Raw genomic sequence first — 12,005 nt, forward strand, 5'->3', positions numbered from 1 at the left:
TATTACCACAGCATCCATGTTGGGATTTTTTAGAAACTCATCGATCGAGGTAGTAGCCGGTAGATCTCCCAGTTCACATGGCAATTAAGTCCTGCGTTTATCGGATGATGACCGCCATTCTTCGTCACTTTGATAAAGAAGACTTTACCGCAAAAACGAGAGTGCTTCAGTAGCTATTCATAACTTAGCCTCCATCCGACCCGTGTTGGATTATATTGAAGAGCATTACGCTGAATCTATTTACTTGACTGATTTGTGCCGGCTTGCGAGTATGAGTCCTTACCACTTCAGTCGGACCTTTAAAAAACAGATCGGCATGACCATACCGGGTTACATCAACTTAACGCGAATCAATATGGCCAAAAAAATGTTGATTGACAGCGATTTATCCATAACCGAAACTGCTGAAAAAGTTGGCTTCTGCAACACTCATTATTTCGGAAAAGTCTTCAAGACTACCACTGGGGTTAATCCTTTACATTTTCGGAATGATATTATCAAGCAGGTATTGACCTGAATCTAATGCAAAAGATGAATTACCTTGAAAATTATTCCAGCCCTACAGGCCAAGTAGCTTAAACTGCTCAGTCAGGGCCATGATTTCCATCTCCTTGTCGATCCTCGAATACCCTTTGYCCCCTTTCTCGCCATAAAAAATGCACCCCTTAGAATAAATATTGGATTTACCCAAGGGTTTTTCCAATATTTATTCTAAGGGGTGCATCAACCAACGCACCGCGCCATGATCCGTTGTGACGATGATTRAGCTATCCTCCAACAGCCATGCATCACAGATAGCGTCTACGTCATAGTTATATCCACTCCTTTCGCATTTCCCCTCCCGCTTAACCTAAATCCGGTACATCCGTCAGCTCGATGACTGGATTCTCCGTATAATGTAATTCAAATACGATAATTTCATTAAGACCTTGACGCAGTAATGGAGCTGGTACATATAACGTACGTTGTGGCCCTTTCTCCCAGTAACGACCTAAGTTAAAGCCGTTAATCCAAACAACCCCCTTCGACCATCCATCTAGGCGAATAAAGGTATCGCCCTTCTCATCCACTGTAAATTCGCCTTTATAAAAGGTCGGGCGATCATCTCTTTCCTTCGACTCCGATATGCGCTCGAAAGGGATGGATGATGTCTGTTCCAAAGGTAACAGATAGATCGTCCAATTAAATAAAAATTGATTGTTCAATCTTACCCCTTCTGTAATCCCTTTATAATCTTTCAGCTTGGGGCCATAGTTAACGCGGCCCATGTTCTCTACCAGGATATCCAGCTTCGCGCCTCCTGCTGGTATGTCCAGAGCTAGTGGACGCGGGTCCCAACGTTCCACCGTGCCTTGGTAAACACCGTCCAAAAATACCTGCGCACGGTCATGTACTTCCTGAAGGTTGAGTTTCACACCTGAACGCGGCCCAGACACCTTCGTGGAATAAACGATAAAGCCATAGTTTTGACCCAGCTTTTCCATCGGCTCTGGGAAAACACGCTCAACTGGGTTAGAAAGCAGGGGCAGCTGCGTCAGCAAATCTGCCTGTTCCGTCATGGCAATGTGACCATAGCTTTTTTTTGCAATAGGAGCAGGCCATTGAGGGAATTCTTTCTCTTCAATACCTTGATATTTAGCAATCACGCTGCGTACAGCTCTGAACTTCTCTGTTTCGTCCCCACATTCAGACAGTGGCGAATCATAGTCATAACTCGTAATCGTCGCTTCATATTTTTCCTGATAATTCGCCCCGTTGTAAAAACCAAAGTTCGTCCCGCCGTGGAACATATAAAAATTAACCGATGCTCCAGCTCGCAGCATACGATCAAATACATCCGCTACATCGGCCGCATCTCGTGTATGGTGTGGCTTCAACCAGTGGTCAAACCAACCATTCCAATACTCCATGCAAACGAGGGGCTCATCCTTACGATACTCTCGGAACTTTGCAAAAGACTCCTCAGGCTTCGAGCCGAAGTTAACGGTAGCCAGTGTACCCGGTATGGTACCCCCTTGCAACCTGTCATCAGGACCATCGGATGTGAAAAGCAATACGTCGATACCGCGATTAATCAGCCCGTCTCTCAAATAAGTCAAATAAGTCAAATAAGTCGTATCGTTACCATAGCTGCCATATTCATTTTCAATTTGCACGGCGATAATTGGTCCGCCATTCGTACTCAACAACGCACTAAGCCGTGGAATCAATGTATCGTAATAACGATCCACTTTGTCCAAATAAGACTGATCCATGCAACGAAGCCGCATATCCGAGTATTGGAGCAACCAAGCTGGAAATCCGCCAAACTCCCATTCGGCACATATATAAGGACTCGGCCTAACGATCACATGCAAACCTAAATCACCCGCAAGTTTGATGAAATGTTCCACATCCGCAATGCCGTCAAAGTTAAATACATTCTCCTGTGGTTCATGTAAATTCCATGGGATATAGGTCTCCACCGTATTAAATCCACAAGCTTTAAGCTTCTGCAGTCGGTCTTCCCAATACTCAGGCACGACACGAAAATAATGAATCGCTCCTGCTATAATTTGAAGAGGTTTTCCATCGAATTGAAACTGTGCATCTTTCACTTGTAAATTCGCCAAGTTAATCCCTCCGAGTTAGAACTATAGTAAGTTTCTACTCTTATCATCGCTGAAAATGCACCCTATACTCAATCTCCAAAATGGGCATCTTCTATACCAAATGTGCCAATTCGATGATATGATGGGAATAACGTTAGAAAAAAATCGGAGGGTACTGCGCATGGACGATTCATACCGTTTCCCGAATATGGTCAACACCCTCCAGGTTGTTGGATGCCATTTTGGCTTACAGCCTCCAGGGTGACATTACCCGCGTCATCATCATCATCTATTCGAGCTGCTTTGCTGCTTAGAAGGTGAAGTCGTTCAAGAAATGAATCGTGAGTCAATCACGATGCGAGAAGGTGACTGGCTGCTCATAAAGTCAGGAGTCAGGCATCAGTCATCGAACTTAGCGACATCGCATTATGGTTATTTTAATGTCCACTTTGATCTGGATGATGTCGAGATTCGCAGCATGCTTGCCGCCACTCCTTATCGTCATATAACTCATAACGAAGCCAATCGAAGTAAGCTGCGGTTCTACGTAAGCGAGCTGGAAGCGATCATTCAGCGTAATCGTGACATAGAGGAGCCCACAGATGAACAGCAGCTTAACCTCCACTTTGAGGATAAGCTGCTGCTCCAATCATATACGCTGCTAATTATTCATGACGTATTGGCTTTGCTGCGGGAGAGCCCTGCTTCACAAACGAAAACCACAACATCGGGCAAAGACGCTTCGCTATTTGCAGCTGATGTCGCGCACGTCATCGAAGAGAAGCTGTTGCACAGTCTTTGCGAAGAAACCTCTGTGGCAAGTGTCGCCAAAGAACTCAACTTAAGCCGCAGTCAGTGCAGCAAGCTTTTTTCCAAGGTGTACGGCCTATCCCCTAAACAATATGTCAGCCGACAAAAACTCAACCTAGCCAAAGAGCTGCTTGTCACGACAAACCTGCCGATGGCCGATGTTGCGGAGCGGCTTGGTTTTCACTCGGCAAGCCATTTCTCCAGGCAATTCCGCCGCTGGACCGGTCAGTCTCCCAGCGATTTCAAACCGAGACATCAATCGGTGCAGTCGTCGAAGTGATAGAGGGGGGATCTTCGTATTAGATTGGTACACGCCCCTCGTTACTCGCTTATGAACACTTCGATGCCTAGAGCTTCAACCCTGTCGATCCATTCCTTGGGACAGCCTTGATCGGTAATCAGCATGGAGATTTCCTCAAGTTTCGATACTCTAGCAAACGTCGACATGCCGAATTTGGAATGATCTGCGACCAGTATCGCTTCCTCAGCCCGCTGCATCATTTTCCGCGATATAATCGCTTCAGCCAAGTGAAAGTCAGTCATACCGTCCGCCAAAGAAATGCCTCCAACGGAGATAAATGCTTTGTTCACTTTAAATTGATCCAGAAGCTGATCCGTCAAGGAGCCCGTTGCCGCTTGATATTCCACATTAATCCCCCCGCCCACGAAAATGATTTTACCTTTGAACATTTTCATCGCCAGCGTCAGGACCGGAACCGAATGGGTGATTAATGTCAGATTGGTGTGGTCCTTCAAATGAGGTAAAATTTCAATCGTCGTAGTGCCATTATCTAGCATAATACCGTCGTTGACCAATGAGGCAGCCAGCTTACCGATGGCTACTTTCTCTGCCTTCATCATTTGCGTACGTTTGAGAAGCGGAAGCTTCGCGAGCTACAGGATAAGCTATATGCTTCCAAGACGAACGGTGTGCTCATTCTGTTCCAAGGCATGGACTGCAGCGGCAAGGACGGTGTCATCAAGAAGGTGCTGTCCAACCTGAATCCGCAAGGCTTTCGAGCGGAGAGCTTTAAGAAGCCGACCCCCGTTGAGTCCTCCCAAGATATAGAACGTATAATTGGTATCAATGAGGATTTAAAAGATGAGATCTGTGTAATGCAGGAATCATTTTGATTGCCGGTGCACTTTTAACGCCGTCAGATCTTCCAGGTAAAAGGATACATCGAAAAGAGCCTGCTAATTTCGCTTCATTTAGGAGGGAACTCAATGATAATAGGTGTAGTCACTGATGCCCGTTTCCAGAGCGGGAACGACGTCGGTGCGGATCGAGTTGCCGATCATCCACGTTTTGTCCCGGTTGAATCTCTGCTTCGTCAGAATCGATTCCAGCACATCCGTTGTTTTATGCGCGGAAATGAATAAACGATCTCCGAAAAAAGCGTCCAAGCCCATCCGCATCACTTTGCTCGTCTGAATGTTCTGCTCCCCGCCTGTGTATAGAAACAGCTCGTGGCCTTGGTCACTCAAGCTTCCTAACGTTTCCTTCATATTCGGGTAAGGCTCGATGTTCGGAAACTCGTATACGCTGTTTCCGAGAGCGATCAGCTGTTTCTATTCTTCTTCGCTTGTTTCCCGACCCGTCATGGCCGAATAATGCTCATAGGTGTTCACGAGCGAGTGGGGGAAATGACCAGCGGCAAAGCCGAGCTTGTGCACGCCGACAAAGTCGAACTCGTACTGCTTGCGCTTCACTTCTTCGGCAGTCATGTTATAGCTATTGAACCACGTTGTCCTGAGATCGGCGAATTGATCGAGTACCTCATCGAAATATTTGTTGCAATGGATGAGCGTATCGTCCAGGTCGAATAAAATAGTTTGCTTGATCATGGCGAATTCGCCTCCTCGTGTTGAAAATCGATTGCGAGTATAACTTATTGTACCACGATTGGCGGGCTATCCTCACAAAGATTTCGTCAAAACCCGGGTTATCGGCATACATTTGCACAACAACATGAAACTGGGCGATGCCAATTGACAATCTGGGTCAACGATATTCGGGAAGCGGTATGATATGATCATTTTGTAAGCGCTATCAGACTCGAGGGGAAGTGAAGTATGGAACGAGAAGATCTCGTTACGAAGCCTGCAGTGGGAGTTGGCGGTATAAATCCGGACAACAAAGTGGAAGAGGCCCCAGTCGGTCGACGTTCGATCACCCGGAGGGGGCTGTTGGCCTCGATAGGTTTGGCCGGGACGGCTTTTGCGGCGAGTGCGGTTCTGAACAACGGGTGGGCTGCCGGAGAAGGGGTAACCGGTCACGTTTACGGTAAAGGAAACGCTATTACCAATACCGTGCAGGAATTGGCGGTCATCCGGACGACGATCGGGGATCTGAGAGCGATGTCCTCCGCTGTTCCTGACGCAGAGCTTTATTACGTGACCGATCGGGGTCAAGAAGGACCGTTCTATTACGATGCCGCTGACACCGTTTCGGCCGATAATACGGGAACGGTATTGGTTTCGGCTTCCGGAGCGAGATGGAAACGTATATTTGACGGGACGGTAAACGTAAAGTGGTTCGGAGCCAAAGGCGACCGTATATCGGACGATACGGGAAGCATTCAGGCTGCTCTCGAGGCTTTGCCCTTTCAGCAGTCGGGTGATTCCGTGCCTTACGGCGCTTCGCGGGTATATATTCCTCGAGGCGTGTACCGCATCGCTTCACCGCTGTTCATTCGGAACCACGGCACCGTCGTATGCGGCGACGGCTGCGGCGTTACCGTGCTCGCTTGCGACGCCGGGTTCGCTGCGGACTCCGGGCAATACGCGCTCGGGAAATGGGCGATCATCGCGGAGCCTGGCTACTTCGCGGCGGTATGGCCGCGAGATGCGATGTACAACGTGGGAATTAAAGAGTTGACGCTGGATCTGAACAATATGGCCGACGTTCGGGGCATCTTGTACCGCGGGGCCCGCAATGCATGTTACATTCGCGACGTTCAATTCAGTAAATTCGCAAGCACATGCGTATCGATCGGCAAATCGGACGTGCAGTTTCATGCAGTCAGTCAAGGCGTATACGTCGAGAACTGCTATGCCATCAGCGATGGCAACTCCGGAGCAGGAGCGGCGACAAAGCCGGTTCATGCCGCCGTGTACGAGATAACGGCCGGAAACGAGAACGTATTTGTCAATTGCATGGTTGCTCCTGGCAAGAACAACAGTACCGGGGCGGGTATTCATATCGGCAATGGAACCTATTTGTGCGGCGGAAACAAGGTGATCGCCTGCTCGATTGCCAACTTCAAGGGCGTGGACATCACAGTCCAATCCCCCTCGGGCTTTACGCCGGGGGAAACCGTTACGAATGCGCTCGGTTTTACTGCCAAAGTCAATGCTGTCGAAGGCGGCGTGCTGAAATGTACGGTGCTGAACTCGAGCAAATATATTCCGGAAATCGGGCAATCCGTCACCGGTCAAACAAGCGGCGCCTCGTCGCAAGTTGTCTCGTTCGCGATCGGCCGCGCCATCCATTTGGACAACAGCTGGAATACGACGGTCGACTGCAACTCGGCACTGGAAAACAGTGCGGTCGGTGTAAGGCTCGATGCCGCAGCAACGAACAATGTAATGTCCTGCCGCGAAAATTTCGTCGATCATGCCAGAAATTTTGCAGAGACCGTATCATGCGCCGTATGGCTTGACCGTGCGGCATTCAATAAGATTCAGATGCCGACTTACGTATCTCCGATCTATGTCTCTGCGAGCAGTATTAATGGAACTATCAACTTCGTCTCGTCGGAAGCGGCCGTTCCGCGGTTGATCAACCGTTCCGGGTCAACCGCCGCTATCGGCATGACAGAGTTCGGCCTGAAGCTGTATGGTAACCGAGATGCGAAGGCAACTATCCAGTTTCCGCACTGCAAAATCCAGGGCGATGCATTCGGGGGCGATTTTCAGACGACGAAGCGTTGGAACTTTCGCGACCGCAACGACAAGGTACGCATTCAGATCGAAGACAGCGCGACGCCTTCCGTCCTGATTTTTGACGGCAGCGGTGCCCAGAAAGTAGCGGTGACCCATGATGGCAAAGTACTGATGGGAGGGCTGCCGGTCAGCGATCCGGCTTCCGCTAACCAGCTATGGCAGGATGGCAGCATCGTGAAAGTATCCGGCGCACAAATACGGGAAAAGTCCGGCTTTGCGGTGCAGTCGGGAGACGGAACGACGACCCGGTTCGCGATACCGCACCTTTTAAACGGGACGCCTTCACAGGTAACGGTTACGCCCAATAACGCAGATTCGGCCGGCTTTCTTTATGCGGAAGCGAACGGGAGTCACCTGTTCATCGAGTATGCAGCCCCTCCTGCGGCGGGAACGGACAATTTGAAATGGACGTATAAGGCGAAGTTGTAATAAAAATTGCGGTCCCCATTCCCGAGAGCTTATAATGATTCTTATTATGGCGATTGGGGGGATTGGCGTGCAGCCCGACAACCGTTATCCCATGTTCAATGAGTTTCACTACAGGTGGGACTTCGTTTACGACTCCGGCTTTTACTTTCATTCCCACCCGCAGTATGAAATCTATTTTTTTCAAAAGGGACGCTGCGATTACATGCTGGGGGATCGCGTCATTTCTCTCGAGCCCGGAGATTTGATCATTATGAACGGGATGACTCCGCATTGTCCGAAAGTGTATAGCAAAGACGAATACATGCGTTCCATGATCTTATTCGATCCTGTTCTGATGCAGCTTACTCAGCATTTCAAGTCGTTCAATCCGTTGAAGCCGTTCGAACTGCTGCGGAACTACCATCTGCGGCCATCGGAGAGCGAGAGAGAGGAAGTGGAGGAGCTTTTTTCACGGGTCAACCGTTTCTACGGCAAAGACGATTTTGTCGATTATCATCGGCTGCTGATGGCGTTCTACGATCTGCTGCTGTTCATTTACAGCCACAGCCGCGAGGCCGTCGATCGAGAGGGCAGTCCGCTTTCGGACAAAGAGCGTAACGTGCGCAAGATCATGTATTTTATCGAGACGCGGTATATGCAAGACATTCATCTCGAGGATCTGGAGCTTGAGCTTCATATGAACCGGTTTCATTTGGCGAAAATGTTCCGGAAGGTGACGGGGACGACGATTTTCGACTATTTGTACCGGAAAAGGATCAACCACGCGAAAATCTTATTTTTCCATCACCATAAAATAACTGTTTCCGAAGTGAGCGAGCAGGTGGGAATCAAGCATTTGTCTCACTTCAGCCGGCTTTTCAAAAAGCAGGTAGGAGTGTCGCCGGATCAGTATCGGAAAATGATTCAGCAAAGCTCGGCCTTCCGCGAATAAACAACGATAATCACCCTCACGGTCCACTGTTTCCAGCGTTCCGAGGGGGTGATTATTTTTCGTACAACCTATTGTATGACGATTATCGGGGTATCCTAAAGAAGATTTCATCAGCACTCCACCATACTGGTAGCAGGAAAGGTGAGCTATGTTGAACAAAATTTGCTTGACCGTCGCTGCGGCGCTCCTCGTCATGACGGCCGGCGGTTGTGGGCGTGCTTTGATTGTCTCTTTTATGAAGAAAGCGAAATAAGCTGTCTTACGTTCATCATTCCTTCGTCGGCTTCATTGAATGAGGCCATGAATGAATATCATCTTCAGGCAGAATGATTAATCATCAGACTTTAGATTTATGAATGATCGGATCTTGATGGCTCCCTCTATCCATTGTTGTGGAAGGAGCCATCGATTGTTCTATCGGGAGCGTTCGGAGGAAAAGAAGCCGACCCGTTCGGGGGGAGGCGAGCCGTTTTCCCTCATTATGCTCATCGCGCTGCTGCTTCTTGCTTGCGCAGATGCGATTCGCGGCTTGTACCTGCCGCTTGTCGTTAAATCGTTGTTCGGCAAGCCGGAGTACATGTCGTATATTTGGAGCGCGCAGGCCGTATTCGAGCTGTTGTTCATGACCATTGCCGGTTATTGGGCAGCCAAATACGGTAGCAGAAAAATTATACTGCTCGGCGGGGTTGGCGCGTTTATTACCTATTTGGTTTATGCGCTGCACTCGCCGCTGATCGTTTTTTTCCTCATTCAGCCGGTTTATTCTTTCTTTGTCTCCATCCTGTACGGGGTTGCGATGGGGTATGTGCAGCGGATGTTCGTAGGCCGTTCCGGCTTCGGCGCGAGTTTGTACGTATTTATTTCGCTAACGGCCTCCTTGATCGGCTATTTGTTGCCGCTGTTCATCGTAGGGTATGATCCATCCATATTTCTTATTCCGATGACGCTGGTGCTTGTCTCCATTACGATTATTTCTACGGTGCTGATTCGGGAACGTCGTTCCTCGAAGTCGCTTCAACCGCTACCATAACGAAACAAGCCTCGAACCCATTCGGGTTCGAGGCTTGTTTCGTTATGCGTGAATCAGTCCAACATCCCAAGTGCTTGCAGCGTCCTTGTGAACACGGCCGCAGCTTGTGCGCGCGTCGTTTCGCTTTTCGGACTGAACGCATCCTCAGCCGTGCCTGTCATAATGGTAAGCTTAACCATCAGGCGGACGTCCTCCAGATAGGCTGCGTCCACGCTCCCGATATCCTGACGTATAGACTGCCGCCGACACCTTTGACAAGTCCTTTCGCTGCGGCAAGCTTTACAAACGATTTGCCAATGCTGTTGTATATCGGTAAAGCTGACGGCATTATCTGTCACGGCGTACACGCTGTTTGAATAAGAGCTCATTATCACACACCATACACAGTCTGTGCAGTGCGAGCCGTGCCAAGATCAGTCAGGAAACTAAAAAATCCTTTGCTCAATTTTTCCATGGATTTTATGAGTCTGGTTACTTCAATCTAAGGTTATTCCGGTTGGCGATCAGTTATATGCTTGATTTGACGATTCACGTACGAGTTTCCGGTATTGTTCCGGCGTCGTGCCTACTTGTTTCTTGAATACCCGGCTAAAATGTGAAGGATGCTTAAACCCAACTTGATAGCATACATCGGTTACGGACTTCCGGTTACTGCTATAAAACATCATTTTGGCTTGATCGACCCGTCTTTTGTACAAGTAGTCGAATAGGGTCAGTCCCGTTACTTTCCGGAAAACTTTCATTAAATGAAATCGACTCATATGGAGATCCGAAGCCATCTGATCAATGCCTATGTCCTCCATATACCTCTCTTCGACGTAATCAACTATCCCCTGAACATACTGTTCCCAGCCGAACAAGGAATTTTGAGTCGATAGCATTGCCTCGCGGCACTGTTCGGAGATAAGCAGCAACAAATCGTAAAATGCCGATAGCAGTCGGTTGTCATGTAAAGGATCATTGGAATAGTAGTATCGGTTGATCCGCTCTAAGATGTATTCGCACTCCGCCTTTGTCGCCGGATCCAATCGAATGTGATGGTTTCGCAACGTTTCGAACGGCTTCAGAGGGTGGCAGGCCAGGAGGTTGTGTCCGAACACTTGCACCGAGTGAGGGTCAAACGAAAACATCGTTCGCACATACTTCGATGATCGGTCTACCTTCGGACAATGCGGGGTCAAGCCGTTCATAATAATCAAATCACCCGGCTGCAAAGGAATCGTTCGTTCCCCAAGCAAATAATCGCAATGTCCGCTATGAAAATAATAGATCTCATACTGGGAATGGGAATGAACGAGAACATTGCCTGCGGGCAGCTTGTCATATTTGTAGAAAAAATGGTCGAATAATCGAAATGAATGCGGTTTCATGTTCTATCCTACCTTGTCTAAGCGTATTGGACTGTGCTTCTCTTATTATACAATAGAATCTCTCCACAAGAGCCAAATACTTCCGATCGCAAAAACACTCACAGTCATTTCATTTGCATAACGTCCCACTAAGAGTCATGCTCCCGAAAAGAGGCCGTGTTATAATCTGATTGATCGGATGGATATTCAAATAGGAGGGGAACGTCTTGAACAGTAAAGGGTGGATCGGAGCTTTAGTCATTGCTTTGATGTTAACGCTTTCAGGTTGCGGAGGTGGAGGCGGAGAAGTTGTAAAGAAGGAAGGAACAGGCAACGGGGAAGTGAAAAGCAGTCCGGTCGACCTGGCGAAACAAGCGGCGGAGGAAAAGGTCACTCTTGTGATTGGTACAAGCAGCGGGAATACGACAGAGCAATTTATGAAAGGCTTCGGAAATAAAATCAGCGAAAAGTTTCCAAATTACAAAATAACTTACGAGGAAGGATCCTTCAAGTCTTACATCGAGTCGGGCCAGTCCTACGATATATTTATCAGTTCAGTCGGATTAACCCCCGCTGCCATGCTCACCTACAACATGCAGAGCGACATAAGCGATTTAATTAAAAAATACGATTACAACTTATCCCGTCTGGAGCCTTCTACGATAGAGATCCAAAGGCAGTTGGCGAATGGCGGTATATACGGACTTCCGGTCAATACCTCGTCCGCTGCTTTATTCTACAACAAGGACCTGTTCGATCGCTTCGGAGTCGCTTATCCGAAGGAGGGTCTGACTTGGGACGAACTATACGATTTGGCGAAACAAATGACCCGCAYCGACAGCGGCCAGTCCTATCGCGGCTTAACGATGGCATTCCAGCACTTGATGTTCCTAAACCAGCTCTCAGCGCCCCATCTC

The 12,005-nt window shown here is 48.5% G+C and carries 13 protein-coding genes and 1 pseudogene; 8 read left to right on the top strand and 6 right to left on the bottom strand.

The features are described from left to right. Positions 1-202: 202 nt before the first annotated feature. Positions 203-517: a helix-turn-helix transcriptional regulator gene (locus AC1DWB_RS28005; protein WP_477544391.1), complete on the top strand. Its 315-nt coding sequence runs from the start codon at positions 203-205 to the stop codon at positions 515-517. A gap of 328 nt (positions 518-845) precedes the next feature. Here the strand turns inward: AC1DWB_RS28005 and AC1DWB_RS28010 are convergent, their stop codons facing one another. Beyond that, positions 846-2,612: a glycoside hydrolase family 35 protein gene (locus AC1DWB_RS28010; protein ID WP_477544392.1), complete on the bottom strand. Its 1,767-nt coding sequence runs from the start codon at positions 2,610-2,612 to the stop codon at positions 846-848. Positions 2,613-2,868: 256 nt separating this feature from the next. Between AC1DWB_RS28010 and AC1DWB_RS28015 the strand changes: the two are divergent. Further along, positions 2,869-3,048 (top strand): annotated as a pseudogene (locus tag AC1DWB_RS28015) (cupin domain-containing protein); the annotation flags it as partial. Positions 3,049-3,069: 21 nt separating this feature from the next. Beyond that, positions 3,070-3,681, top strand: coding sequence for a helix-turn-helix domain-containing protein (locus tag AC1DWB_RS28020; RefSeq protein ID WP_477544402.1), 612 nt, complete (start codon positions 3,070-3,072; stop codon positions 3,679-3,681). A 41-nt stretch (positions 3,682-3,722) separates the two neighbouring features. On the opposite strand, the gene AC1DWB_RS28025 is transcribed toward AC1DWB_RS28020, so the two are convergent. Next, positions 3,723-4,262 carry a DeoR/GlpR family DNA-binding transcription regulator gene (locus tag AC1DWB_RS28025; protein ID WP_477544393.1) on the bottom strand — a complete coding sequence of 180 codons (540 nt, stop codon included), beginning with the start codon at positions 4,260-4,262 and terminating at the stop codon, positions 3,723-3,725. On the opposite strand from AC1DWB_RS28025, the gene AC1DWB_RS28030 reads away from it, so the two are divergent. Beyond that, positions 4,263-4,535, top strand: coding sequence for a hypothetical protein (locus AC1DWB_RS28030; protein ID WP_477544394.1), 273 nt, complete (start codon positions 4,263-4,265; stop codon positions 4,533-4,535). It begins immediately after the preceding gene. A gap of 90 nt (positions 4,536-4,625) precedes the next feature. Here the strand turns inward: AC1DWB_RS28030 and AC1DWB_RS28035 are convergent, their stop codons facing one another. Both AC1DWB_RS28035 and AC1DWB_RS28040 read right to left on the bottom strand, forming a co-directional pair. Then, positions 4,626-4,967 (bottom strand): HAD hydrolase-like protein, encoded by a 342-nt coding sequence (locus AC1DWB_RS28035; RefSeq protein ID WP_477544403.1) that lies wholly within the window; start codon positions 4,965-4,967, stop codon positions 4,626-4,628. A 6-nt stretch (positions 4,968-4,973) separates the two neighbouring features. Beyond that, positions 4,974-5,249, bottom strand: a complete 276-nt coding sequence (locus AC1DWB_RS28040) for a hypothetical protein (protein ID WP_477544395.1) — start codon at positions 5,247-5,249, stop codon at positions 4,974-4,976. Between the two features lie 228 nt (positions 5,250-5,477). On the opposite strand from AC1DWB_RS28040, the gene AC1DWB_RS28045 reads away from it, so the two are divergent. The 3 genes from AC1DWB_RS28045 to AC1DWB_RS28055 all read left to right on the top strand — a co-directional run bounded on the left by AC1DWB_RS28045 (position 5,478) and on the right by AC1DWB_RS28055 (position 9,739). Further along, positions 5,478-7,778, top strand: a complete 2,301-nt coding sequence (locus AC1DWB_RS28045) for a glycosyl hydrolase family 28-related protein (protein WP_477544396.1) — start codon at positions 5,478-5,480, stop codon at positions 7,776-7,778. A gap of 34 nt (positions 7,779-7,812) precedes the next feature. Continuing rightward, the gene (locus AC1DWB_RS28050) at positions 7,813-8,709 is read left to right on the top strand and encodes an AraC family transcriptional regulator (RefSeq protein ID WP_477544397.1); all 897 of its coding nucleotides are present in this window, start codon (positions 7,813-7,815) and stop codon (positions 8,707-8,709) included. 409 nt (positions 8,710-9,118) lie between these two features. Further along, positions 9,119-9,739 (top strand): MFS transporter, encoded by a 621-nt coding sequence (locus AC1DWB_RS28055; protein ID WP_477544398.1) that lies wholly within the window; start codon positions 9,119-9,121, stop codon positions 9,737-9,739. Positions 9,740-9,792: 53 nt separating this feature from the next. On the opposite strand, the gene AC1DWB_RS28060 is transcribed toward AC1DWB_RS28055, so the two are convergent. Together AC1DWB_RS28060 and AC1DWB_RS28065 are read right to left on the bottom strand one after the other, a co-directional pair. After that, positions 9,793-9,951, bottom strand: a complete 159-nt coding sequence (locus AC1DWB_RS28060) for an S-layer homology domain-containing protein (RefSeq protein WP_477544399.1) — start codon at positions 9,949-9,951, stop codon at positions 9,793-9,795. A gap of 291 nt (positions 9,952-10,242) precedes the next feature. Beyond that, entirely contained in the window at positions 10,243-11,109 is an 867-nt protein-coding gene (locus AC1DWB_RS28065; protein WP_477544400.1) for a helix-turn-helix transcriptional regulator, read from the bottom strand. Between the two features lie 206 nt (positions 11,110-11,315). Between AC1DWB_RS28065 and AC1DWB_RS28070 the strand changes: the two genes are divergently transcribed. Then, on the top strand, positions 11,316-12,005 hold a 690-nt coding region (locus AC1DWB_RS28070; RefSeq protein ID WP_477544401.1), incomplete at its 3' end, for an ABC transporter substrate-binding protein.

The sequence above is a fragment of the Paenibacillus sp. P4_E11 genome (assembly GCF_056401635.1).

Bases quoted from the DNA above. Each gene is read 5' to 3' on its own strand.
- AC1DWB_RS28020 (WP_477544402.1), top strand. From the start codon at position 3,070: ATGCTTGCCGCCACTCCTTATCGTCATATAACTCATAACGAAGCCAAT.
- AC1DWB_RS28025 (WP_477544393.1), bottom strand. From the start codon at position 4,262: ATGATGAAGGCAGAGAAAGTAGCCATCGGTAAGCTGGCTGCCTCATTG.
- AC1DWB_RS28040 (WP_477544395.1), bottom strand. From the start codon at position 5,249: ATGATCAAGCAAACTATTTTATTCGACCTGGACGATACGCTCATCCAT.
- AC1DWB_RS28045 (WP_477544396.1), top strand. From the start codon at position 5,478: ATGGAACGAGAAGATCTCGTTACGAAGCCTGCAGTGGGAGTTGGCGGT.
- AC1DWB_RS28050 (WP_477544397.1), top strand. From the start codon at position 7,813: ATGATTCTTATTATGGCGATTGGGGGGATTGGCGTGCAGCCCGACAAC.
- AC1DWB_RS28065 (WP_477544400.1), bottom strand. From the start codon at position 11,109: ATGAAACCGCATTCATTTCGATTATTCGACCATTTTTTCTACAAATAT.